This is a genomic window from Leifsonia sp. GW821-FHT13C05, assembly GCF_058806515.1.
In genome coordinates, this window is the sequence record NZ_JBXAPT010000008.1 from 194,118 (window position 1) to 218,413 (window position 24,296).

The 24,296-nt window shown below is 68.0% G+C and carries 22 protein-coding genes; 16 read left to right on the forward strand and 6 right to left on the reverse strand.

Annotated elements, in window-relative coordinates; translation table 11 throughout:
• Nucleotides 1-3: 3 nt before the first annotated feature.
• Nucleotides 4-402, reverse strand: coding sequence for an ArsR/SmtB family transcription factor (locus tag AC1ROC_RS18780; RefSeq protein ID WP_493001854.1), 399 nt, complete (start codon nt 400-402; stop codon nt 4-6).
• Between the two features lie 95 nt (nt 403-497).
• Between AC1ROC_RS18780 and purN the strand changes: the two genes are divergently transcribed.
• The 6 genes from purN (at nt 498) to AC1ROC_RS18810 (ending at nt 9,145) form a co-directional block, all read left to right on the forward strand.
• Nucleotides 498-1,091: a phosphoribosylglycinamide formyltransferase gene (gene purN / locus AC1ROC_RS18785; protein ID WP_168690006.1), complete on the forward strand. Its 594-nt coding sequence runs from the start codon at nt 498-500 to the stop codon at nt 1,089-1,091.
• Nucleotides 1,088-2,683, forward strand: coding sequence for a bifunctional phosphoribosylaminoimidazolecarboxamide formyltransferase/IMP cyclohydrolase (purH, locus tag AC1ROC_RS18790; RefSeq protein ID WP_493001855.1), 1,596 nt, complete (start codon nt 1,088-1,090; stop codon nt 2,681-2,683). Before purN ends, purH begins: the two co-directional genes overlap by 4 nt.
• A 104-nt stretch (nt 2,684-2,787) precedes the next feature.
• Nucleotides 2,788-3,867 (forward strand): Glu/Leu/Phe/Val dehydrogenase family protein, encoded by a 1,080-nt coding sequence (locus tag AC1ROC_RS18795; protein WP_085370201.1) that lies wholly within the window; start codon nt 2,788-2,790, stop codon nt 3,865-3,867.
• A 25-nt stretch (nt 3,868-3,892) separates the two neighbouring features.
• Complete coding sequence (gene ddaH / locus AC1ROC_RS18800; RefSeq protein ID WP_493001856.1) at nt 3,893-5,098, forward strand: dimethylargininase; 1,206 nt, start codon at nt 3,893-3,895, stop codon at nt 5,096-5,098.
• Between the two features lie 391 nt (nt 5,099-5,489).
• Nucleotides 5,490-7,334 carry an ABC transporter ATP-binding protein gene (locus tag AC1ROC_RS18805; protein ID WP_085370199.1) on the forward strand — a complete coding sequence of 615 codons (1,845 nt, stop codon included), beginning with the start codon at nt 5,490-5,492 and terminating at the stop codon, nt 7,332-7,334.
• The gene (locus tag AC1ROC_RS18810) at nt 7,331-9,145 is read left to right on the forward strand and encodes an ABC transporter ATP-binding protein (protein WP_085370198.1); all 1,815 of its coding nucleotides are present in this window, start codon (nt 7,331-7,333) and stop codon (nt 9,143-9,145) included. The genes AC1ROC_RS18805 and AC1ROC_RS18810 overlap by 4 nt, the downstream gene beginning before the upstream one ends.
• Nucleotides 9,146-9,215: 70 nt before the next feature.
• Here the strand turns inward: AC1ROC_RS18810 and AC1ROC_RS18815 are convergent, their stop codons facing one another.
• The gene (locus AC1ROC_RS18815; RefSeq protein WP_493001857.1) at nt 9,216-10,646 is read right to left on the reverse strand and encodes an SdrD B-like domain-containing protein; all 1,431 of its coding nucleotides are present in this window, start codon (nt 10,644-10,646) and stop codon (nt 9,216-9,218) included.
• Between the two features lie 156 nt (nt 10,647-10,802).
• Here AC1ROC_RS18815 and AC1ROC_RS18820 point away from each other — a divergent pair, with 156 nt between their 5' ends.
• Together AC1ROC_RS18820 and AC1ROC_RS18825 are read left to right on the forward strand one after the other, a co-directional pair.
• On the forward strand, nt 10,803-12,275 hold the full coding sequence (locus tag AC1ROC_RS18820; RefSeq protein WP_085370196.1) for a sugar transferase: 1,473 nt from the start codon (nt 10,803-10,805) through the stop codon (nt 12,273-12,275).
• Nucleotides 12,276-12,341: 66 nt separating this feature from the next.
• Nucleotides 12,342-12,830: a hypothetical protein gene (locus AC1ROC_RS18825; RefSeq protein WP_493001858.1), complete on the forward strand. Its 489-nt coding sequence runs from the start codon at nt 12,342-12,344 to the stop codon at nt 12,828-12,830.
• Between the two features lie 97 nt (nt 12,831-12,927).
• Here AC1ROC_RS18825 and AC1ROC_RS18830 read toward each other — a convergent pair whose 3' ends face one another.
• A complete protein-coding gene (locus tag AC1ROC_RS18830; RefSeq protein ID WP_085370194.1) occupies nt 12,928-14,007 on the reverse strand; it encodes a type III PLP-dependent enzyme domain-containing protein in 1,080 nt (359 codons plus the stop codon).
• Nucleotides 14,008-14,197: 190 nt separating this feature from the next.
• Between AC1ROC_RS18830 and AC1ROC_RS18835 the strand changes: the two genes are divergently transcribed.
• The 3 genes from AC1ROC_RS18835 to AC1ROC_RS18845 are packed head-to-tail and all read left to right on the forward strand — an operon-like array spanning nt 14,198 to nt 17,037.
• Nucleotides 14,198-14,545, forward strand: coding sequence for a response regulator (locus AC1ROC_RS18835; RefSeq protein WP_085370251.1), 348 nt, complete (start codon nt 14,198-14,200; stop codon nt 14,543-14,545).
• A gap of 4 nt (nt 14,546-14,549) precedes the next feature.
• On the forward strand, nt 14,550-15,233 hold the full coding sequence (locus AC1ROC_RS18840) for a response regulator transcription factor (protein ID WP_256922042.1): 684 nt from the start codon (nt 14,550-14,552) through the stop codon (nt 15,231-15,233).
• Nucleotides 15,234-15,252: 19 nt separating this feature from the next.
• Nucleotides 15,253-17,037 (forward strand): sensor histidine kinase, encoded by a 1,785-nt coding sequence (locus AC1ROC_RS18845; protein ID WP_085370193.1) that lies wholly within the window; start codon nt 15,253-15,255, stop codon nt 17,035-17,037.
• Between the two features lie 25 nt (nt 17,038-17,062).
• Here AC1ROC_RS18845 and AC1ROC_RS18850 read toward each other — a convergent pair whose 3' ends face one another.
• The 3 genes from AC1ROC_RS18850 to AC1ROC_RS18860 all read right to left on the reverse strand — a co-directional run bounded on the left by AC1ROC_RS18850 (nt 17,063) and on the right by AC1ROC_RS18860 (nt 18,377).
• Complete coding sequence (locus tag AC1ROC_RS18850) at nt 17,063-17,482, reverse strand: hypothetical protein (RefSeq protein WP_085370192.1); 420 nt, start codon at nt 17,480-17,482, stop codon at nt 17,063-17,065.
• Between the two features lie 84 nt (nt 17,483-17,566).
• Nucleotides 17,567-17,941, reverse strand: a complete 375-nt coding sequence (locus tag AC1ROC_RS18855) for an MGMT family protein (protein ID WP_493001859.1) — start codon at nt 17,939-17,941, stop codon at nt 17,567-17,569.
• On the reverse strand, nt 17,925-18,377 hold the full coding sequence (locus tag AC1ROC_RS18860; protein ID WP_085370190.1) for a GNAT family N-acetyltransferase: 453 nt from the start codon (nt 18,375-18,377) through the stop codon (nt 17,925-17,927). Before AC1ROC_RS18860 ends, AC1ROC_RS18855 begins: the two co-directional genes overlap by 17 nt.
• Nucleotides 18,378-18,523: 146 nt before the next feature.
• Between AC1ROC_RS18860 and AC1ROC_RS18865 the strand changes: the two genes are divergently transcribed.
• From AC1ROC_RS18865 to AC1ROC_RS18885, 5 genes are all read left to right on the forward strand, one after another.
• Nucleotides 18,524-19,738 carry an NADP-dependent isocitrate dehydrogenase gene (locus tag AC1ROC_RS18865; protein WP_085370189.1) on the forward strand — a complete coding sequence of 405 codons (1,215 nt, stop codon included), beginning with the start codon at nt 18,524-18,526 and terminating at the stop codon, nt 19,736-19,738.
• A 110-nt stretch (nt 19,739-19,848) separates the two neighbouring features.
• Nucleotides 19,849-20,310, forward strand: a complete 462-nt coding sequence (locus tag AC1ROC_RS18870; RefSeq protein WP_085370188.1) for a hypothetical protein — start codon at nt 19,849-19,851, stop codon at nt 20,308-20,310.
• A 188-nt stretch (nt 20,311-20,498) separates the two neighbouring features.
• A complete protein-coding gene (locus tag AC1ROC_RS18875) occupies nt 20,499-21,710 on the forward strand; it encodes an ROK family transcriptional regulator (RefSeq protein WP_085370187.1) in 1,212 nt (403 codons plus the stop codon).
• A gap of 106 nt (nt 21,711-21,816) precedes the next feature.
• Complete coding sequence (locus AC1ROC_RS18880) at nt 21,817-23,169, forward strand: extracellular solute-binding protein (RefSeq protein ID WP_085370186.1); 1,353 nt, start codon at nt 21,817-21,819, stop codon at nt 23,167-23,169.
• A gap of 118 nt (nt 23,170-23,287) precedes the next feature.
• Entirely contained in the window at nt 23,288-24,244 is a 957-nt protein-coding gene (locus AC1ROC_RS18885) for a carbohydrate ABC transporter permease (protein ID WP_085370185.1), read from the forward strand.
• The last annotated feature ends 52 nt before the right edge of the window (nt 24,245-24,296 follow it).

A 24,296-nucleotide genomic window follows, 5' to 3' on the forward strand; every position in this document is an offset into this window, starting at 1 on the left:
GATTTACTCCTCGTCCTGCGGTGTGGTGTGAGTGGAATCGGATGGGTGGTGCGCGGCGTCGCCGCCGGAAGCGGCGAGCCGCGCGGAGCGCTTGCCCCGGGCGAGCTCCGTCCCGAGGGCGGAAAGCGGCCCTGTCCAGAACCGCTCGAACGGACTCAGCCAGGTGTGTGCCTGCCGGAGTCCGTCGGGGGCGACCGCGTACATCCGGCGCGTGCCGTCTGCGCGCACGCTCGCGAAGCCGTGTTCTCTCAGCACTCGCAGGTGCTGCGAGACGGCCGGCTGGCTGATGCCGAACTCCTGGGCGATGACCGCCGTGATGTCGCCGGCGGCCTCCTCGCCGTCCACGAGCAGTTCGAGGATGCGGCGTCTGACCGGGTCGCCGAGGACATCGAAAGCGTGCATGACTCCAATCGTTGCGCCGCGGCTTATATAAGTCAAGTCTTAAATCATCGAGGCTGTGGTCTGCCGCCCGCCGTGCCCGCCGCTAGGCTTGTGGCGTGCTCTCGATTGTGGTGCTGATCTCCGGCGGCGGGTCCAACCTGCGCGCCCTGCTCGAAGCGTCGCAGGACGCGGAGTTCCCCGCCAGGGTGGTTGCCGTCGGCGCCGACCGCGACGCGGACGGGCTCGCGCACGCGGAAGAGTTCGGCATCCCGTCGTTCACCGTCCCGTTCTCGTCGTTCGACGACAGGGACGAGTGGGGCGACGAACTCCTCGCGCAGATCGAGCAGTGGCAGCCGGACCTGGTAATCCTCTCCGGCTTCATGCGCCTCGTGCCACCGCGGGTCGTTGCCGCGTTCTCGCCCAACCTCATCAACACCCACCCCGCATACCTTCCCGAGTTCCCCGGCGCCCACGGGGTTCGGGATGCGCTGGCCGCCGGGGTCACCCAGACCGGCGCGAGCCTCATCGTGGTCGACAACGGCGTGGACGCCGGGCCGATCATCAGCCAGGAGCGCGTCCCCGTGCATCCCGATGACACGGAGGCCGCCCTCCACGAACGCATCAAACCAGTGGAGCGACGGCTGCTCATCGACGCCGTCCTCGACATCGCCAACGGACACATCGACCTCAAGGAGCTTGCACGAGCATGAGTGGACCCCGCCACGACGCCAGCCTCTACCGCGAAAGGGACATCGTCCCGATCCGCCGCGCGCTGATCTCGGTCAGCGACAAGACCGGGCTCCTCGAGCTCGCGAAGACGCTCGCAGACGCGGGTGTCGAGATCGTCTCCACTGGGAGCACGGCGTCCACGATCCGGGATGCGGGCTACGAGGTCACCGACGTCGCCAGCGTCACCGGCTTCCCCGAATCGCTCGACGGCCGCGTGAAGACCCTGCACCCCGCCATCCACTCCGGCCTGCTCGCCGACCTCCGGCTGGCCTCGCACGAGGAGCAGCTGAAAGACCTCGAGATCAAGCCGTTCGAGCTCGTGGTCGTGAACCTCTACCCGTTCGTGGAGACGGTCGCCTCCGGCGCCGTCGGCAACGACGTGGTCGAGCAGATCGACATCGGCGGCCCGGCGATGGTCCGCGCATCGGCGAAGAACCACGCCAACGTCGCCATCGTCGTCTCTCCCGGCGACTACGGCAACATCGCCGACGCCATCGCGGCCGGCGGAACCACCTTCGACCAGCGCAGGGAGTTCGCCGCGCGGGCGTTCGCGCACACCGCTGCATACGACGGCGCCGTCGCCGCCTGGTTCGCAGGGGATGCGCCGAGCACGGCCGACTTCCCCGAACGTTTCGAGGTCGCAGCCGAACTCAAGCAGACCCTGCGGTACGGCGAGAACTCGCACCAGGCAGCGGCGCTCTATGCCGACCCGACGGGCCGCGGCATCGCGCAGGCCACCCAGCTCGGCGGCAAGGAGATGTCGTACAACAACTACGTGGATGCTGACGCAGCCCTCCGCAGCGCGTACGACTTCGACCAGCCGGCCGTCGCCATCATCAAGCACGCGAACCCGTGCGGCATCGCGGTCGCCGACGACATCGCCGAAGCGCACCGCAAGGCGCACGAGTGCGACCCCGTCTCCGCGTACGGCGGCGTGATCGCGGCCAACGGCATCGTGACGCTGGCGATGGCGGAAGCGGTGAAGGGCATCTTCACCGAGGTCCTGATCGCGCCGGGCTTCGAGCCGGAGGCGCTCGAACTCCTGCAGACGAAGAAGAACCTGCGCATCCTGCAGCTGCCGGAGGACTACACCCGCAAGGCCACGGAGTTCCGGCAGATCTCGGGCGGCGTGCTCGTTCAGGATGCGGACCGCTTCGACACCGCATCCACGTCGTACGGCAGCTCGGCGGGCTGGACGCTCGTCTCCGGCGAGGAGGCGGACGCGGCGACCCGCGCCGACCTCGAGTTCGCGTGGAAGGCGTGCCGCGCTGTGAAGTCCAACGCGATCCTGCTGGCGAACGACGGCGCATCCGTCGGCGTCGGCATGGGGCAGGTGAACAGGGTGGACTCGTGCAACCTGGCCGTCACGCGCGCAGGGGAGCGCGCATCCGGTGCCGTTGCCGCGTCCGACGCGTTCTTCCCGTTCGCCGACGGCGCGGAGATCCTGATCAACGCCGGTGTGCGCGCGATCGTGCAGCCGGGCGGCTCGATCCGCGACGAGGACGTCATCGCCGCTGCGAAGGCCGCAGGCGTGACGATGTACTTCACCGGGGAGCGTCACTTCTTCCACTAGTGCGCCCCCGCAGGGGAGGCGCATGGGCGGGACTCGTGGGAGAATGATCGGCGGCTCACAAGGCCACCGAAATTGCACAACCGCGATCCCACGAGGAGACACCGATGTCCGTCCTGCCCGCTGAACTGGTCGAAACGACCGGAGTGAACCTGCCGCACGAAACGCTGCATGTCGTGAAGGGGAGGCGGAGCGGCCTGACCATCAGCGTCGCGGTGCACTCCACCATCCTCGGCCCAGCGCTCGGCGGCTGCCGTGTCTGGACGTACGACTCCTGGGCGGAGGCCGTCGCGGACTCGCTCCGGCTCGCGGAGGGCATGACCCTCAAGAACGCGGCCGCCGGCCTCAACCGCGGCGGAGGGAAGACGGTCGTCTACCTCCCGCGCGGCACGGTGCTCACGAACGAACAGCGCTACGAGCTGATGCTCGACCTCGGCGACGCCGTGGAGAGCCTCGGCGGCGCGTACATGACCGCCGAAGACGTCGGCACCTCGGCCGAGGACATGTCGATCGTTGCGACGCGCACGGCGCACGTCTGCGGCCTGCCGTCCTCCGAGGGCGGCGTCGGAGAGCCGAGCGACGCGACGGCGGCCGGTGTGTACGCCGGCCTGCTCTCGACGCTGGAGCGCGCCGTCGGCACCCGCTCGGTGGCCGGTCGCCGCGTCACCGTGCTCGGGCTCGGCCACGTCGGCTCGATCATCGCGATGCGGCTCGCGAGCGAGGGAGCCGAGCTCACGGTCACCGACGTCAACCCGGCGAAGCGCGCACTGGCGGATGCGCTCGGCGCACGCTGGGTGGAGCCTGCCGAGGCGCACACCGTCGAGGGCGATCTGTTCGTGCCCGCCGGTGTCGGCGGCGTGCTGACGGACACGGTGATCGACGAACTGCGGGTCAAGGCCGTGGTCGGTCCTGCCAACAACCAGCTCGCGCACCGTGCGGGAGCGGAGCGTCTCGCGGCGCGCGGCATCCTCTGGGCGCCCGACTTCGTCGTGAACGCGGGCGGGGTGATCTTCCTCTCGATGATGAACGAGGAGGACGCATCCGCTGCTGCCACGCAGGAGAGGGTGGAGCGGATCGGCGACACCGTCACTGAGATCTTCGCCGTCGCCGAGGAGCGCGGGATCACCACGCTCGAAGCGGCGGAGGAGATCGCACTCGCGCGCCTGCGCGAGCCAGCAAACGCATAGAAACGCTCCGCTAGGGTTGGTTCCCATGACGACTTCGTGGGGCCGCCGGCTCATCGCATCCGTTTCCGCTGCCGTCGCGGTGGGCGCTATCGCGTTCATCGCGGCGACCTTCGTTCTGCTGGCGGCCAACCAGCTGAACGCCGCAGCGCTCGGAAGCATCACGCCGTACGTGATGTACAACGCGCTGGTCGCGCTGGTGCTCACCTTCGCCGCGGCACTCCTCGGCGGCCTGGTCCGTCGCTGGATCGCCGTCATCACGGGTGTCGTCGTGGCGCTGGTGAGCACCCTGCTCGGCACGATCGTGCTGTTCACCGCTCTGAACGTCGGTTTCGCCGCCGCGGCCTGGGCGCAGATCTTCAAGTCCTTCATCGGGCTGAACCTGCCGTTCTGGCTCGCGGTCGCCATCGCCCTGCCCACCGCCGGATACGCGGTCTACCACGCCATCGACGACGAGTCGGCGTTCGGCTCCGGCACCAGGATCGCGCTCGTCCGCATCCCGGCCACCAACCTGGCGGACGGCCTCGTCACCCACATCGACCGCGAGCCGGTGGATGCCGAACTCGCCGACAAGCAGTGGGACGCCTACGTCGCCGCCCTCTCTCAGGCCGGCTGGCAGACCGTCGAGGTCGCGAGCGCGGACGGGCTCGCGGACTCCGTCTTCGTCGAGGACACGGCCATCGTGTTCGGCGACACCGCCGTGATCAGCCTCCCTGGCGCGGACTCGCGCCGTGCGGAGACCCCGGGCACCGAGGCGGCGCTGCGCGCGCAGGGGCTGCGTATCGAGCGCATCCAGGAGCCGGGGACGCTCGATGGCGGGGACGTGCTCAAGGTCGGCTCGACCGTCTACGTCGGCCGCGGCGGCCGCACCAACGCGGAGGGCATCCGCCAGCTGCGTGCTCTCGTCGCGCCGCTCGGCTACACCGTCGTCGGCGTTCCGGTGACCAAGGCGCTGCACCTCAAGACGGCTGTGACCGCGCTGCCGGACGGCACCGTCATCGGCTACGAGCCGCTCGTGGACAACCCCAGCGTGTTCGAGCGCTTCCTCCCCGTTCCCGAAGCGCACGGCACCGCCGTCGTGGTCCTCTCGGACGACACGGTGCTGATGTCGTCGTCCGCGCCCGCGTCGGTCGCGCTGGTCGAGGACCTCGGATACACGGTCGTGCAGGTCGACATCAGCGAGTTCGAGAAGCTCGAGGGATGCGTGACCTGCCTCTCCATTCGCATCCGGTAGCCGGGCGCGACGAGTTTTCTTTCCCCTCTTGTGCATCGGCTGTGCGCGGCCATAGGCTGTAGGGCTGCCTAGGCGGCATTTACGTGAACGCATTCGGGCTAGGGAGGACGCCATGACAACGACCGAGAACACACGAACCATGATCGGGTTCGGACTCGTCGCCGCCGTCGCTTATGCGTCCCCGGAGCCAGCCCCCGCCTGGTAGGTCCCAGGCAGGACATGCTTCCCGGCTGACTGTCGTCGGCACGTCGCGCGGACCATCCACGGTCCGCGGAGTCCACCCCCGGTGGAACGCTCCCTTTTGACGACCCCGCACGACCTCTCAGCACGCTCAGAATCGGGTCACTGTCTGACCCGCGAAGCAATCACTACACAAGAAAACGGATCGATAATGTCTGTCGCTGAAACTCATCAGCACCCCCCACAAAAAGATACGAAAGCACGGGCGGGCACCGTGCGGACTCTGCTGCGCATCCTGCCGTTCGCCAAGTCGGCTGCTCCGCGCATCCTGCTCGGCATGGTCGCCGCCCTCCTCGCCAGCCTGGTCGCACTGAGCATCCCGCAGGTGCTCCGCTGGCTGGTCGACGGGCCGCTGTCGACGGGTGACTCGTCGGCCGTGTGGCCGGCGGCGCTGCTCGTCGTCGGGCTGGGCGCGGCCGAGGCCGTGTTCATCTCGCTGCGCCGCTGGTTCGTGCTCACGCCGGGCACGCACGTCGAGGCGAAGATGCGCAACGGTCTCTACGAGAAGCTGCAGGACCTGCCCGTCGCGTTCCACGACCGCTGGCCGAGTGGCCAGCTGCTGTCGCGCGCCGTCAGCGACCTCGGCCTCATCCGCCGGTGGCTGTCGTTCGGCATCGTGCTGCTGGTGGTGAACGTCGTGACCATCGTCGTCGGCTTCGCCATCCTGATCAGCTGGAACTGGATCCTCGGACTGATCTTCCTGGTCTGCTCGATCCCGCTGTGGATCTACGGGTTCATCTTCGAGGGCAAATACTCGGTGATCGCCCGCCGGAGCCAGGACCAGGCCGGCGACCTGGCGACCGCTGTCGAGGAGTCGGTGCACGGCATCCGCGTCCTCAAGGCGTTCGGCAGGGGCAAGCACGCCCTGAAGAGGTTCGAGTCGCAGGCGGAGGAGCTGCGCGGCACCGAGATCGAGAAGGCGAAGGCCATCGCGGGCATCTGGCTCTGGCTTCTGCTGGTCCCGGATGTGGCGTTCGGCATCTGCCTGGTGGTCGGCGTCTGGCTGTCCTCGCAGGGGCAGCTGTCCGTCGGCGAGCTGGTCGCGTTCTTCGCAACGGCGACCGTGCTGCGGTTCCCTGTCGAGTCGATCGGCTTCCTTCTCTCGATGACCTTCGACACCCGCACGGCTGCCGACCGGTTCTTCGAGGTGATGGACGAGGCGAACACCATCCAGGACCCGGCAGAGCCGAAGAAGATCGAGAACCCGCGCGGAGAGCTCGTGTTCGACGACGTGCACTTCCGGTACCAGGATTCGCCGGAGCGCTTCCCCGACCTCCTCGACGGCATCGACCTCACGGTCGAGCCGGGGGAGACGATGGCGCTCGTCGGTCTCACCGGATCCGGCAAGTCGACGCTCACGGCCCTCACCACCCGGCTCTACGACGTCACGGGCGGTTCGCTGCGCGTCGACGGCGTGGATGTGCGCGACCTCACCCGCTACGACCTCCGCAAGAGCATCGCGATGGCGTTCGAGGACGCCACGCTGTTCTCCGCGTCGGTCAGGGAGAACGTGCTGCTCGGCCGTGACGACCTCGACCCGAACTCGGAGGAGGCGGAGCGCGTGCTCGCCGAGGCCGTCGAGATCGCCCAGGCCGGCTTCGTCTACGACCTCCCGGAGGGCGTGGAGACGAAGGTCGGCGAGGAGGGGCTCAGCCTGTCCGGCGGTCAGCGTCAGCGCCTGGCGCTCGCGCGTGCCGTCGCGGCCAACCCGTCCATCCTGGTGCTCGACGACCCGCTGTCCGCACTGGATGTGGACACCGAGGCCCTGGTCGAGGCGGCACTCCGCCGCGTCCTCGCCGCCACCACGGCGCTGGTCGTCGCCCACCGTCCGTCGACGGTGATGCTCGCCGACCGGGTCGCCCTGCTCGAGAACGGCCGCATCACAGCGGTGGGCACCCACCATGAGCTCCTCGAGACGAACGAGCACTACCGGTTCGTCATCTCGAGCCTCGAAGACGAACAGACAGAAGAGATCCTTCAGGAGGTGAACCTGTGAGCACCGCGACCGTATTGGGAGTCGAAGGCGAAGAGCGCAACGACTTCACCAAAGAGGAAAGCAAGCAGATCCGCAAGCGGTCCCTGCGCCTGCTCGGTTCGCTGATGCGCCCGCTGCGCCTGCGGCTGATCCTGACGGCAGCCGTCGTCGTGGTCAGCACGGCAGGCCAGGTGGCCGGCCCCGCGATCATCGCGTTCGGTATCGACAACGGTCTGCCCGCCCTCCTCAAGGAGGACTGGTTCCCGCTCGCGGCCGCCGGGATCGCGTACCTGTTCACCGGCGTCATCGGCGCTGTGCTGATCGCCTGGTACACGGTGCTGAGCGCGCGGATCAGTCAGGCCATCCTGATCGACCTGCGCAAGCGGGTGTTCCTGCACACGCAGAAGCTCTCGCTCGAGTTCCACGAGTCGTACACGTCCGGCCGCATCATCTCGCGCCAGACGAGCGACCTGGACTCGATCCGCGAGCTGCTCGACTCGGGAATCAACCAGCTGGTGCAAGGCTTCCTGTACATGCTGTTCATCGCCATCGCGCTGTTCTCCCTCGACTGGGTGAGCGGTGTGGTGCTGGTGTGCTCGCTGGTGCCGCTGTACTTCCTGACCCGCTGGTTCCAGAAGCGTTCGCAGAGGCTGTTCCGCATCTCGCGGGTGGCGTCGGCGAAGCTGATCGTGCAGTTCGTCGAGACGATGACGGGCATCCGCGCCGTCAAGGCGTTCCGCAAGGAGAAGCGCAACGAGAAGGAGTTCGGCGGTCTCGTCGAGGACTACCGCGACGTCAACGCCCGCGTCATCCAGCTGTTCGGGATCTTCGATCCCGGTCTCGTGATGATTGGAAACGTGACCGTCGGTGTCGTCCTCCTCGTCGGCGGCTTCCGGGTGGCGGACGGTCAGCTCGCCATCGGTGTGCTGCTCGCCGCGCTGCTGTACACGCGCCGGTTCTTCGACCCGATGGAGGAGATGGCGATGTTCTACAACTCCTACCAGTCGGCCGCCGCTGCGCTCGAGAAGATCTCGGGCGTGCTGGAGGAGGAGCCCTCGGTTCCGGATCCGGTCAAGGCCGTCGACCTGTGGGATGCGGAGGGCAACGTCCGCTTCGACGAGGTCACGTTCGCGTACAAGCGCGACCGGGTCATCCTGCCCAACTTCAGCCTGGACATCCCGGCCGGGCAGACGATCGCGCTCGTCGGATCCACCGGAGCGGGCAAGTCGACGCTGGCGAAGCTGATCTCGCGGTTCTACGACCCGAGTGACGGCTCCGTCACGCTCGACGGCGTCGATCTGCGCGACCTGCACCCGAAGGACCTCCGGAGGGCGATCGTGATGGTGACGCAGGAGGCGTACCTGTTCAGCGGGTCCGTCTCCGACAACATCGCGCTCGGCAAACCGGACGCCACCAGGGAGGAGATCGTGGAGGCGGCGCGCGCGGTGGGAGCCGACGAGTTCATCCGGGGTCTGCCGAACGGCTACGACACCGACGTGAACAAGCGCGGCGGCCGGGTGTCCGCCGGTCAGCGTCAGCTGATCTCGTTCGCCAGGGCGTTCCTCGCCAACCCGGCCGTGCTCATCCTGGACGAGGCGACGAGCTCGCTCGACATCCCGAGCGAGCGCCTGGTGCAGGATGCGCTGCAGACGCTGCTCGCGGACCGCACGGCCGTGATCATCGCCCACCGTCTGTCGACGGTCGCCATCGCCGACCGGGTGCTGGTGATGGAGCACGGCAAGATCGTCGAGGACGGCACGCCGGCCGACCTGATCGCCGGCACGGGCCGTTTCGCGCAGCTGCACGCCGCGTGGAGGGACTCGCTGGTGTGATCGCCGCGTGAACCCACGACAGGGCGCCCGGGTCGAATCGACCCGGGCGCCCTGTCGCGTTCGCGTTGGACTACTTCTTGGCGGTGACGCCAAAGGTCAACGGCACGGAGCTGGTGGTGCTTTCCCCGCCGACCCTGGTCGAACCGACGACGGTCATTCCGGCGAGGGCGTCGGGGACTCGACCCGCGTATCCATTGGTCGGGCGTTTGGTGGTCCCGGAGAGGACGACGTAGAGGTCGGTGTCGTATGGCAGCTTGTCGACGGTGTAAGAACCGAGCAGTGCCGGCGTCTTGATGCTGGCGAGCGCAGCTCCGTCCTCCGTGTACACCGTGAGCGTCACCGCTTCGGCGAGATCGAGCACGTCCTTCTTACCGTTGCCGTTGCTGTCGTTGAACACCGTTCCGGTGATGCTGACCGGCTTGCGCACGCCGAACAGGAAGTCGTTGGTCCTGGCGAGCGTGAGACCGGTCAGAGACCAGCCCTGGCCGCGGTGGTCGACGACGGCGACGTGCATCGCGGGTACGGCGTCGACGAGTTCGGCGACCGTCCGGATGGTACCGCCGACGACGTGGGCGCCGGCTGCGAGATCCTGTCCGACGGAGGCGTCGACCTCGGCCGGGTCGATCGTGTCCGCCAGCTTCGACAGGGCCCTCGCGAGCTTCTTGATGTACTCGTTCTCCGGCGTCGTGCTGATGTCGGAGGAGGACAGGAGCGATGGGTCGGCGAGGATCGCGGCCGGGTCGCCGGAGGCGATGACGTCGATGAGGGCCGTGATGCGCGCCGTGTTCTGGAGCGCGTCGCCGACCGTGAGATTGAACGGCGAGCGCATCATGACGTACGCGCCGGCATCGAGGCCCTGGTAGCCGATCGAGGCCCCCTTGGCAGTGGTGCGGAAGTGGATCGCGTCGCCGATGTCGAGGTTTCCGCTGATCGCCGCCGCGACAGCGGTTCCCACATCGAGGCCGCCGAGGTCGCCCCTGTCGATCAGCTCGACGGTCTTCGCCACGTCGATGAGGATGATCGTCTGGTTGTCCAGGTTCGTCTCCGACGCATCCCTGACCCCGTTGCCGTTGCTGTCTGCGAAGACGGTCGCGGTGAGCGCGCCCTTCGGCGTGGCGGCGATGTCGGCCGTCTGGATCAGGGACAGTCCGCCCACCGTGACGGGGAGGACCGATGCGCCGGTCGCGCCGGCGGACACGTAGTATGTGCCGGCGGCGAGCGAACCGGCCCGGTATGTGCCGAGCACACCCGTCGTGGTGGTGGCTACCGGGTTGCGGGTGGCGTGCGCGTCGTCGGCACTCGCGTACAGCGAGACGGCGACATTCGCGAGCAAAGGCTCGCCGAGGTCGAGCGCGCCGTCGCCGTCGACGTCGGCGAACACGGTTCCGGCGACGGTGTAGATCGCCGGGGAGGGAATGCCGGCCGGAGCGAAGCCGACGGTTGGGACGGCGACAGCTGCGGCGGCGATCAGGGCGAGAGGCGTTCTGCGTACATATTTCATATGTGACCACACTACGGATGAAGTTCTCGCGTCGCAATTCGTAGCAGAATATGAGGTGTGAACGGTAGAATGTCAAACGTGAGTACTCGTATGATCAATGGGTACCGTGTTCACTGAATTCTCCGTACGCTTCGATCCCGACTGGAAGTTCCCCACATGACCGCGCTTGAACAGCGGCGGACGGCCCCGCCCTCCCAGGCAGACGCTCCTGCCCGATCCAGGGCGATTGCCCCGAGCAAGGGCCCGTGGTTCACCGACACACTGATCGTCGCCGTCGCCGTCCACATCGCGCAGCTCTTCCGCTTCACGGCAGACGCGAGCGTGCTCACCGTCGCCGGCGTCGCGTTCGACTACGTCGCGGTCTCCGCCGTGCTCGTGGCCGTCTGGTCCGGTTCCCTCGTCGCCTTCCATTCGTACGATCCGCGCATCATGGGCGTCGGCGAGGACGAGTACCGCAGGGTCCTGCTGTCGAGCGTGTCGGCGTTCGGGGGGATCGCCATCGTCGCGTTCATGCTGCAGATCGACATCGCGCGCGGGTACCTGGTGATCGCACTCCCCCTCGGGGCGCTCGCGCTGTGCGTCAATCGCAGGATCTGGCGCGGCTGGCTGGCCCGGCGTCGCGCGGAGGGGGAGTACCTCGCCCGCGTGCTGCTCGTCGGCAGCGTGGACGATGTCGCGTTCACCGCCGCCGCCTTGCGCTCCTCCCCGAGCGCGGGATTCACCGTCGCTGCCGTGGCCACGGACACCTCGCCGGCGACGACCGGCAACGGGGACGAACTGCCGGCCAGGGTGTCCGATATCGCCGGGGCGGCCGAGGCGGCGGCGAACCTGAGAGTCGACGCGGTGGTCATCGCCGGCGAGCTGCCGGGAGGCAGGACAGCGTTGCGCTCTCTCGGCTGGGACCTCGAGCGGGTCGGCATCGAACTCGTGGTGTCGTCGCCCCTGATCGGCGTCGACCAGTTGCGGGTGCGCCACCGCCCTGTCGGCACCCTCCCTCTCATGCACGTCGAGTTGCCGGAGTACTTCGGCACCCGCCGCACGATCAAACGGGTGTTCGACGTCGTCGCGGCCGGTGCCGGTCTCGTCGTGCTTCTTCCGGTCTTCGCGGTGATCGCCGGCATGATCAAGGCCCAGGACGGCGGCCCCGTCTTCTTCCGGCAGACCAGGGTCGGCCAGAACGGGGCGAAATTCTCCATCGTCAAGTTCCGCACGATGGATGTGCGGGCAGAAGCCATGAAGGCGGAGCTGGCCGCGCAGAATGAAGGCGCAGGGCCACTCTTCAAACTCAGAGACGACCCGCGCGTCACGCCCGTCGGCCGTGTCCTGCGCCGCTTCTCCGTCGACGAGCTTCCGCAGCTCTGGAACGTCCTCGTCGGAGACATGAGCCTGGTCGGCCCGCGCCCCGCCCTCCCCGACGAGACCAGCGAGTACGAGCGTCACGAAGATCGGCGGCTGCTCGTGCGGCCGGGCATCACCGGTCTGTGGCAGGTGAGCGGACGCTCCGACCTCTCCTGGGAGCAGGGGGTCGGGCTCGACCTCGACTACGTCGAGAACTGGACCCTGCTCCGCGACGTCGTCATCCTCGTCCGCACCGCGTCGGCGGTCATCCGCCCGAACGGCGCGTACTGACCGTCCTGCTTGCCGCAGGACCGACCCCACACCGGAAATCGACCCGAGACACCAGATAGGAACACCATGAAGACCCCCACCGTGAAGAACGTCCCCGTGACGAGCATCACTGCCCTGCGCCGATCCTTCGCGATCGCCTCCATCGCGCTCGCCGCTGCCGGCCTCGCCGGGTGCGCCGACGCGGGTTCGCCGGCATCCACCGCCACCGCGAAGCCGTCGGCGACCTCGACGCCGTCCGCCTCCGGCGCTCCCGCCGACGCGCTGCCCGAAATCCCCAAGTCGGACGCGGAGTGCCCGGGCGGCACAGCGACGATCACGGAGAACAACCTGGATGTGACCATCCCCGGCGACTGTGCGACCGTGATCGTCGACGCGTCGAACACCCTCGTGACCGTCGGCGCCGTTCAGATGCTCACGATCAACGGCGCGATCAACAAGGTCACGGCCACGTCGATCGAGTCCGTCGTGTTCACCGCCAGCGGCAACATCGTCGAGACCGGCAACGAGCCGAAGGTCGACGACCAGGGCCAGGCCAACGAGGTGAACCTCAAGTAGTCACACGCGACGCGACACACGCGACGAGGTTCCGGCGGGGGAGGCGGCAGGTGCCGCTTCCCCCGCCGCCGTGTCCGGCGAACAGAGGGGTTGAAGTTCAGCCCGCCGTGGACCCGGTGGTTCTCCCGCGCTGGACGCTACGGAGGATGCGGTGTCCGCTCGTGGCGACCGCCCGGAAGAAGGGGAGACGCAGCAGTGGATGCGGCTGGTCGCCGTCGACGAGCACCGCGACCTCCGCCCCTGCGTCGATGCACTCGCTGGCGGTGAACGGGTCGACATCGCGTTCGACCGTCCCGCCGATGATCGTGATGCAGCCGGCCGTCACCGCGTGCCCGGCCGACGCGGTCACGGTGACCCGGGAGGTGCCTGGGGCGACGATCGCGCGGATCGCCCTGGCCAGTTCGGCCCGCTCGCCCGGCCGCCTGGCGGCCCGGCCGGGAAACCCGTCGCCGAGGTCGAGGACGTCGAAACGTGCGCCGGTCGCGGCCTGCACGTCCGCCATCACCCCGGCGGTCCGCGCGATGGCGGCGACGTAGTCCGAGCAGCTCGCGCCAGGCCGGGTGCTGAGCGAGAAGCCGGCGATCCGCACGCCCAGGGCGGCGGCGTCGCGGACGACGCGGTGCGCATCCCGTGCTGTCACCCCGCGCGGGGCGACGTGCGCCGCCTGCGGGGGAGTGTGCGGCTGCAACCGCACCACCAGGGCGAGGTCGTGCGGCGCCGAGGCGAACTTCTCGACGTCCGCCGGTCCGTCGACGACGAACCGGCGGACGCCGGCGTTGTACGCGGCAAGCACCTCGTGCGGGTGCGTCGCCGCTGTCGCGTGCAGCACGCGGCGCAGGTCGGACTGCGACGCTGTCAGCGCGGCGAGGGCTCCGTCATGGGCGGCGACGAACGATCCGCCGGACTCCGCGACCGCCGCGATGAGGGCGGGATGCGCGAGAGCGCTCACGTCGTAGTGCACCTCGACGTTCGGGAACGCCTCCCGCAGCGCACGATACTGCCGTGCTGCGCGGGCCACGTCGATCACGACGAGCGGAAGGCTGTGTCGTGCCACGAGTTCGTCGATGTCGAAGTCGGGCTCCGGCACGGCGCTCCTGTCCAGGTCCACCCCCGCAGCCGGCGGCGCGCCTTCGGGTTGCGCGCCGTTCGGCCGTGCGGGTCGGGTTGCGGTGAACATGGCCTTTCTCCTCGCTCTGGGTGTCGGCCAGTGGGATGCCGTTCGTCGGGCCGGGCGGCATCCCTCGGGTTCTGGTCGGCTTACTCACATGCTGGCCCTGGGGGGTGTGACCCACATCCGGGGGGCCACCCCATTCGTTTGCGTGGAGGCACGGATGCTTTCGAAAGCGCGTTCGGCGATGATTGTCGGCATGTGCCTCCGCGTTGTGATCGTCGACGACCACGCGCGCTTCCGTGCACAGGCGGCAGAACTGCTGAAACTGGAGAAGTTCTCGGTCGTCGGGGACGCTGACACGGGAGCTCGCGGTGTCGAGCTGAGCCGCAAACTCACCCCCGACGTGGTGCTCCTCGACATCGCCCTGCCGGACACCAGCGGCTTCGAACTCGTCTCCGCGATGCACGCCACGGGGGCGGCCGTCGTGCTCACCTCCAGTCGCTCCGTGCGCGACTACGGGCACCGCGTCGCCGATAGCGGGGCAGAGGGCTTCATCAGCAAAGCAGAACTGAGCGGCGAGGCGATTCGCAGCCTGCTAAGGTAAGCGCGTGGTCGCGGGAATCAGCAGTGAGCCGCGCTCGCTGCGTGTCGCTGTCGCCGATGACGCGGTACTTCTCCGCGAAGGGATCGGACAGATTCTGCGCGCGGGCGGGCTGGACGTCGTCGCCTCCGTCGACTCGGCGGAGGAGCTTCTCGCCGTGGTCGACAGCGACCGGGACATCGACGCCGTCGTGCTCGACATCAAGATGCCGCCGACCCACACGGACGAGGGGCTGCGCGCTCTCGAAGAGCTGCGCGCATCCGGGTCCGAGGTGGGGGTGCTGCTGCTGTCGATGTACACGACGGCCTCGTACGCGATCCGCGCGATGAGCGCGGGAAGCGGCACGGGATATCTGCTGAAGGACCGCGTCGCCGACGCGAACACCCTGGTCAACGCCGTGCGCAGCGTCGCGGCGGGCGGCTCGGTGGTCGACCCGGAGGTCGTGCAGCTGCTGGTCTCCGCACGGTCGGCGACGGTGTCGCTCGACACGCTGTCCGCCCGTGAGCGCGACGTGATCCGGCTGATGGCGGAGGGCAAGTCGAACGCCGGGATCGCGGCCGACCTGCACCTCAGCCTGCGCACGGTCGAGTCCCACATCGGCCACATCATGTCGAAGCTCGACGTCGAGGACTCCGCGGAAGGTCACCGGCGCGTGCTCGCCGTGCTGCGCTTCCTTGGCCGGGACGTCTGAGGCGGGGACAGAGGCCGGGATGAGGGCCGCGCGGCTCTGGCTCCGCTCGCTCGCCGTCGTGCTCGCGGTCGCGGCGAATGTCGTCGCGCAGATCGTGAGCGCTATGACCGGCGACTACGGGCCGCGCCCGCAGGGCATCGGCTGGGCGATCGTGTTCGTCCTCGTCGCGCTGGTCTACGCCGGATGCGCGATCGTCGCGTGGAAGGTGGTGCGCAGTCCCATCGCCGGGTGGCTGATGGTCGGCGCATCCCTGTTCTGGGCGGCGGGCGCCTGGTATCCGATCGTCAGGGACATCGGCTGGCTGTGGCCGCTGCTGGAGGGCGTGACCGACCTGTGGGCGGTGCTGGTCGGGATCCTGGTGCTGTCGTATCCGACCGGCAGGATCGTCTCGCGCTTCGACCGTTGGATCGTCATCGCCGTGTCCGTCGCCTTCCTCGTGCGCTTCGCGGGCATCCTGCTGTTCTCGTCGCCGACGCCCGCCGAGTGCGGGTGCGTCCCGAACGCGTACGCGATCGTCCCGAGCGACGGAGCGGACTTCTGGTTCGGGGTCGGCTGGCGGCTGGCTGGGCTCGCCCTGTTGCTGACCGTCGCGGTGAGGCTCGCGATGCGCTGGTTCCAGTCGACGTTGCCCGCGCGGAGAGTGGCGTTCGTGATGCCGCTCGCGCTGCTGCTCTGGTGCTACGGCACTGTGCAGGACTCGGTGAGCTTCACCCTCGGTTGGGACAGCGGCTGGCTGCAGTTCGTTCCTCCGCTGGCGATCGCGCTCATCCCGCCGTCGTACGTCGGCGGCGTGCTCTACGCGCGCGGGCTGCGATCGAGGGTGGCCGACCTGGTGATCGTCGCCCGCGACAGGGTCGACAGGGCGCTGTGGGAGTCGAGCCTCGCGCGCACGCTGCACGACAGTTCGCTGCGCGTCTACTGGTGGGACGACCACCTGGAGGGCTTCGAGACCAGCGACGGCGAACGCATCGCCGACGGCGGCGGGCCGCAGCGCCCCGGCCGCTCCACGCTCACGATCGACTCCGACCAGGGCCCGATCGCGCTGATCGAGCACGATGTTGCCCTCAGTCAGGACGACAGGCTGCTGGATGCGGTGTCCTCCGCCCTGCTGCTCTCCGTCGACAACGACCGGTTGCGCCAGAAGCTCGAGCGCACGCTGCAGGAGGTGCGCGAGTCGCGTCTCCGCATCGTCGAGGAGGGCTACCTCGCCAGGCGCCGGCTGGAGCGCGACCTGCACGACGGGTCGCAGCAGCAGCTCGTCTCGCTCGCCATCAGCCTGCGGATCGCGACGGCGAAAGCCGAGACGGCCGGGAGCGCGGAGCTCGCAGACGACCTGGCGCGCGCATCCACCCAACTGGCGGACGCCCTGAGGGAGCTGCGGGAGCTGGCGAGGGGCATCCACCCGACGGTGCTCACCGACGGGGACCTGGCGTCGGCGATCGAAGAGCTCGCCAACCGCAGCCATCTCCCGGTCGAGGTGCACGTCGACGTGCCGCACCGGCTGCCGGACGTGATCGAGGAGACGATCTACTTCTCGGTGTCGGAAGCGCTCGCGAACGCGGCGAAGCACTCGCAGGCGCGCAACTGCTCGGTGAGCGTGAGCCGGACGGACGGGACCGTGACGGTGGTCGTGAAGGACGACGGCCAGGGCGGAGCCCGCGTCGAACCGGGCGGAGGGCTCGGCGGGATCCGCGACCGCGTCGAGGCCGTCGACGGGCACGCAGAGGTTCAGTCCGTCGCGGGGCTCGGGACGATCATCGAGCTCACCATCCCCGCACCGCACGCAGCGCAGAGCGCGGACTAGCGGGCGGCAGCGGGATGCGTCGCCGCTAGTTCTTCGGCGTCGCCGCGTAGACCTGATCGCCGATGAGGAACGCCGTCCAGCCGCCCGGGCAGCTCACGCCCTGGGCGGGGATGCCGTCGACCGGCCACCAACTGTCCTGCACCGTCGGCTTCGGGATGGGCGCCGGCTTCTCGCAGGTGCCCGCGACGAAATGCGTCTTCGACGCGTAGGTGAGGATGGCGCCTGCACCCTTGGTGTCGTAGTCGACCCGGATGATCGTGGCGTCGTCAGGGACGAACGTCGGCGACCCGAACGCGGCGGTGGATGCCGCCTTGAACTCCTTGGCGGAGTCGTAGATCGCCGCGTCAACGTGAGGGACGAACGCGGCGACGACCGAGCATCCGGAGAGGGTCACGGCGAGGACGGCGGCAGACGCGGCGAGACCGACGAGACGGATACGGTGCACGAAGACTCCTGAAGGTGCGGTAGACAGACCTCACCAGTCAACACGAACAAGCTGAGCGGTGCATCGGTCGCTGGGATGACCCTGCTATGGAGTGTATCGGGCGGCCGGCAGGTCGACGCGGTACGCGGCCGTTCCCCCGCCGAGGAGGGGCGTGCCCTCCTCGCGGTAGTACTGCAGCGCGATGTGCTCGTGGTTGGCGGGAGGGTGACCGCTCGCCCGCACCACGCGCCACCACGGGTAGTCGCTGCCGTAGTAGGCCATGATCTGGCCGACCATGCGCGCGGCGCGCGATCCCAGGGTGGCGGCCACGTCGCCGTAGGTCATCACCCTGCCGGACGGGATCGACTCGACAACGGAGAGGACGCGCTCGACGAACGGCTGGGCGTCGTCGTCGGTGCGGCCGTCGTCGTCCGTGCGGCCGTCGCCGGTCGCGCCGCTCCGCTCAGAGCTCGAGGGCACCGATCGTCTCGCCGTACTGGGTCTCGCCGATGGGCTGGAAGCCGCTGCGGAGGAAGAACTGCTCAGGACCGAGCTCGCCGGGCTCCCAGATGACGTAGAGCCGCGAGAGCCCGCGGTTGCGCGCCTCGTCGGCGAGCGAGTGGACCGCGAACGTGCCGATGCCGCGACCCTGGTCGTCCGCATCCACGTTGATGCGCCAAAGGATCGAGCGGAACTCTTCGTGCTCGGCTTCCGGGTCGAAGTTGCCCATGATGAACCCGACGACCTCGTCGCCGTCGGTGACGACGCGCTGCCAGGAGGTCTGCGGGTTGGTGACGGCGGCCGCAGCCGAGTAGGACACGGGAGCGACGAACTGCTCCTGGCCCGGCTTCAGTGTGAGAGCGTTCGCCGCCACAACGTTCGACGCGCTCAACTCTTCAAGTCTCAACTCAGCCATATCGAAAGGGTAACGTGCGCGAGGGATGCTGGCATAGTCGCGCAGCCTGCCGATCCCCTGAGCGAATTTGTCTCGATGTCAAGATAGTTGCGTGCCTCGGGTAAGCTGTCGACGGCTGAAAAACGGCACAGACCACAGGAGATCCATTGGACAAGATCAAGGTTGAAGGCACCGTCGTCGAACTCGACGGCGACGAGATGACTCGCATCATCTGGCAGGCGATCAAAGACTCCCTCATCCACCCGTACCTCGATGTGAACCTCGAGTACTACGACCTCGGCATCGAGAAGCGCGACGAGACCGACGACCAGATCACCGTGGATGCGGCGAACGCCATCCTGAAGCACGGTGTCGGCGTCAAGTGCGCCACGATCACGCCCGACGAGGCGCGCGTCGAGGAGTTCGGCCTGAAGAAGATGTGGCGCAGCCCGAACGGCACGATCCGCAACATCCTCGGCGGTGTGGTGTTCCGTGAGCCGATCATCATCTCGAACATCCCGCGCCTGGTGCCCGGCTGGAACAAGCCGATCGTCATCGGCCGTCACGCCTTCGGCGACCAGTACCGCGCCACCGACTTCACCTTCGACGGCCCCGGCACGCTCACGATGAGCTTCCAGCCGGCCGACGGCGGAGAGGCCCAGTCCTTCGAGATCTATCAGGCGCCCGGCGCCGGTGTCGCGATGGGCATGTACAACCAGGATGCGTCGATCCGCGACTTCGCCCGCGCGTCGTTCAACTACGGTCTCGACCGCCAGTACCCGGTCTACCTGTCGACCAAGAACACCATCCTCAAGGCGTACGACGGTCGCTTCAAGGACCTCTTCCAGGAGGTCTTCGACACCGAGTACAAGGAGAAGTTCGAGGCGGCGGGGCTCACCTACGAGCACCGTCTGATCGACGACATGGTCGCATCCAGCCTCAAGTGGGAGGGCGGATACGTCTGGGCCTGCAAGAACTACGACGGCGACGTGCAGTCTGACACCGTCGCGCAGGGCTTCGGCTCGCTCGGCCTGATGACCTCCGTGCTCACCACCCCGGACGGCAAGGTCGTCGAGGCGGAGGCTGCACACGGTACGGTCACCCGCCACTACCGCCAGCACCAGCAGGGCAAGCCCACGTCGACCAACCCGATCGCCTCGATCTACGCCTGGACGCGCGGCCTCGCGCACCGCGGCAAGCTCGACGGCAACCAGGAGCTCATCGACTTCACGCACACCCTCGAAGACGTGGTCATCAAGACGGTCGAGTCCGGCAAGATGACGAAGGACCTCGCGCTCCTCGTCGGCCCGGACCAGCCGTACCAGACCACCGAGGAGTTCCTCGCGACCCTCGGCGAGAACCTTAAGGCTCGCCTGAGCTAGAGCTCGACGCACGGTGGGAAGGCCCGGTGGATGCACGCATCCGCCGGGCCTTTCTGTATCGTGGTGTCGCGTTCCGCCATCGCGGGGGAACGGAATCCGAGGGGGAAACCGTGGGAAAAGCCATCCGATCGTCTCTGGCCGTGTCGGCCGCCATCATCGCGGCCGTCGCGCTGGCAGGATGCACGTCCGGTCCAGCCCCGAGCGCCAGCCCGTCGCCGACCCAGACGAAGGCCGCTCAGGCCTCGAACCAGACCCACGACGCCGCCTGCGCCATCGTGAAGGGCGGCCTGACCGATGTCGCCTCCCTGCAGAGCCAGGTGTCGACGGACGACCCGGCCAAGTCCCTCGCCGTCCTCGACCAGGTCGACCAGAAGGTCGCCGACCTCGACGCCAAAGTCACCAACGAGAAGGTCAAGGCGCTGACGAGCGACGCCTCCACGGCCGTGCACGCATACGCGACCTACCTGAAGGGCGTGATGAAGGATCCCGCGAGCATCGACGTGAACCAGATCACGTCGAAGGCGCAGGAGCTGGCCGCGAAGTTCACCGCGGTGCAGAAGGAGTGCGCGTAGTCGCTTGTCCGGGGCGCGTACTCGTATCGCAATATGTTACGAATGCGTCGGCTTCTCCGCAGGACTCGCGCTCAACCTCGCCCGCCGCCGCAAGCGTCGATAGCCCCGTTTGTTACGACTCGGTAAACACCGCACCAAATCCGTCTGAAGACTTGCGCGTCTTTTGTTCGTAAGCTTTACTAACAAACATGAACGCGACGGATGTGCAGCGAGGCACCGCGGCCCTGGCCGTGGATGCGCAGGCGCAGCAGACCCCGGCGCTTCGCGGGTTCGCGCCGGGCAGGGCTCTCCGTCCCAGCGCGAAAGTGCTTCCGGAGCACGCCCGCAGCCACAACCGTTCGCTCGTGCTGCAGACGCTGTACCGGGCGGGGGAGCGCAGCCGCGCCGACATCGCACGGGAGACCGGGCTGACCCGCGTCACTGTCTCCGATCTTGTCGCCGAGCTGCTGGCGGAGGGACTCGTCGTCGAGCTCGGCCAGCGCGAGTCCGCCCGTCCTGGCAAGCCCGCCGTGCTGCTCGACATCAACCGAACCGCCTATCAGATCGTCGGCGTCGACCTCAGCGACCACGCCATGTTCCGGGGTGCCGTGCTCGACATCGACGGCGGCATCCTGCACCGGGCGGATGTTCCGCTCGACGGCGCCACCGGTGAGGCCGCGTTCGCGAAGGTGGCCGAGCTGGTCGACGCGCTCATCGGCGCCGCGACCGCCCCCATCCTGGGCGTGGGCGTCGGATCGCCGGGTGTCGTCGACCTGAGCGGCACCGTGCTGACCGCGCCGAACCTCGGCTGGGTCGACGAGCGGGTGCAGCAGCGGCTGCACGAGCGCACCGGGCTTCCCGTGGTGGTCGCCAACGACGCCAACGTAGCCGTCCTCGCCGAGCACGGCTACGGGGACGCGGCGGGCGACCTCATGCTCATCACCGTCGGGCACGGCATCGGAGCCGGTCTGATCGTCGCGGGCGCCCTCGTCTACGGCAGCCGCTTCGCCGCCGGCGAGATCGGCCAGGTCATGGTCGGCACCGACCTCGGACTCGAGACCACGTACAACCGCGACCAGGTGCTCGAGCACTGGCTCAGCGTGCCCCGCCTGCAGCAGCGCATCCGCGAGGCGGAGGCGTCCGGGTCGGATGCGACACCCATCCTGCGCGAAGCCGGGCAGCGGCTCGGCATCGCCCTCGCGCCCGTCGTCGGCGCCCTCAACCTGTCGGAGATCGTCCTCAGCGGCCCGACCACCCTGCTCGATGGCCCTCTCGCCGAGGCGACCATCCACACGCTCCGGAACAGGACCATGGCCGAGAACCACGCCACGCTCACGCTCCGGATGACCACGCTCGGGCAGGACATCGTCCTGCGCGGCGCGGCCGTACTCGTCCTCTCCGGACAACTCGGGGTCTCGTAACACAGCACCGCCCGAACACGAACCACCACGACCCCAGCACCACGGTGTGGCAATCGCACACACTGACCACCCAAGAAAGCCCCATTCACTACGAAAGGACAGTGCAATGAAGAGAAAGCTCGTCGGCCTCGCCGCTGTGGCTACAGCTTCCGCTCTCGTGCTCGCGGGATGCGCCTCCGGCGGAGGAACCGCCCCGAGCACAGACGGCAAGGGCAAGACGGTCACCCTGTGGCTCGTCGGCGCCGATACTCCGGATGCTCTTCGTACCTACCTCAAGGACGAATTCAAGAAGGAGACCGGCGCGACCCTCAACATCCAGCAGCAGGACTGGGGAGACATCGTCACCAAGCTGACGACGTCGCTTCCCGACGCGAACAACACCCCGGATGTGACCGAGATCGGCAACACCCAGTCGCCGACCTTCACCAACGTGGGTGCGTTCCTCGACATCTCCGACATGTACAAGGACCTCGGCGGCGACAACCTGCTGCAGTCCTTCGTCGCAGCCGGTGAGGTCGACGGCAAGAAGTACACCCTCCCGTACTACTTCGGTTCGCGGTACGCGTTCTACCGCAAGGACGTCTGGTCGGCCGCCGGGGTCTCCGTGCCCACCACGCTCGACCAGTTCAACACCGACGTCGCCACCATCACGGCCAAGAACCCGAAGGGGATCGCGGACTTCTCCGGCTTCTACCTCGGCGGCCAGGACTGGCGCAACGGCATCTCGTGGATCTTCGCCAACGGCGGGGACATCGCGAAGAAGAAGGACGGCAAGTGGGTCGCCACGCTGGACTCCGAGGGCTCGCTCAAGGGTCTCCAGCAGCTGCAGGACCTGTACAAGAACGCTTCCAAGGCTCCGAACGATGCCAAGGACTCGAACCAGTACATCTACCTGAACGACAGCGACCAGACCGTGGACGCCGACGGCAACAAGACGGCTGACACGTCGCTCGCCGCCGCGACGATCATGGCTCCCGGATGGGCGCACTGGTCGATCGGCGACGCATCCACCAAGGATGGCAAGGTCGTCCGCACCTGGAACGACAACACGTTCGGAACGTTCGTGCTGCCGGGCAACGACGGCAAGCCCGCTCCGGTGTTCGCCGGTGGCTCCAACATCGGGATCTCGGCCAAGACCAAGAACCCCGGCCTCTCCAAGACGCTCATGAAGATCATCTTCTCCAAGGACTACCAGGAGATGCTCGGCAAGAACGGCCTGGGACCGGCGAACAGCAAGTACACCTCCTCGCTCGGCGACGACCAGTTCGCGAAGGCTCTCATCGAGTCCGCGTCGAACTCGAAGCTGACCCCGGCGGCTCCCGGATGGGCGTCCGTCGAGGCGGGCAACGTGATGGAAGAGTTCTTCAGCAAGATCAAGGACTCGACCGATCTCAAGAGCCTCGCGCAGGAGTACAACACCAAGCTCGACGCTCTGATGAACGTCAAGACCGGTAAGTAGTACAGCACCACCAGAAACACCGAGCAGGCCGGGGGCGCGGGAAACACCTTCCGCGCCCCTGGGCCTGCCCCCATACTTTTCCCCAGCACCAGACCCTCTCCCAGGAAGGAGGACAGACGTGACGACCACCCAGGATGCCGCCCAGGCCACCGCCAGGGCCGGGCGCCCCGACGCCCCGGCGCCCCGCAAGCGCAGGTTCCAGTTCACCCCGTACGCGCTGCTCATCCCCTCGGTCGCGATCCTCATCCTCGCGCTCGGCTACCCGATCGTGTGGCAGCTCATCACGTCGATGCAGAGCTTCGGACTCGCCCAGCAGTTCGGCCAGCCCGCGCCGTTCGTGTGGTTCGAGAACTACATCACGCTGTTCTCCGACCCGTACATGTGGGTCGTCGTCGCGCGCTCGATCGCGTTCTGCCTGGTCACGGCCGCCGTGACCGTGGTGATCGGCGTCGGAATGGCGCTGCTGATGAACGCCGTCAACAAGGCCGTGCGCATCATCATCCAGATCTCGATGCTGCTGGCGTGGGCCATGCCGGTCGTCGCAGCGATGACGGTCTGGAACTGGCTCTTCGACTGGCGCCGCGGCATCGTGAACTACACGCTCACCTCGTGGGGCCTCGACTTCCAGAACCACAACTGGCTGCAGAACCCGCTCTCCTTCTTCTTCGTCGCCATGATCATCGTGGTCTGGATGAGCGTCCCGTTCGTGGCGTTCTCCGTCTTCGCCGGCCTCACGCAGGTCTCCGGCGAGGTGCTGGAGGCGGCGCAGATGGACGGCGCGAAAGGCTTCCAGCGCCTCCGCTTCATCATCCTTCCGATGATCCGCCCCGTCCTCGGCATCGTGCTGCTGCTGCAGATCATCTGGGACCTACGCGTCTTCACCCAGATCCGTCTGCTGCAAGACAAGGGCTCGATCGCCAGTGAGACCAACCTGCTCGGCACGTACATCTACCAGCTCGGCGTCGGATCGAGCGACTTCGCGATGGCCAGCGCCGTCAGCGTCTTCGTGCTCATCCTGACCATCGCGATCAGCTGGTTCTACGTGCGCAACCTGCTCAAGGAGGACGAATCGTGACCAGCACGCTTCCGCCGACCACATCCATCGCCGGCGCAGACGCCCAGGCCCA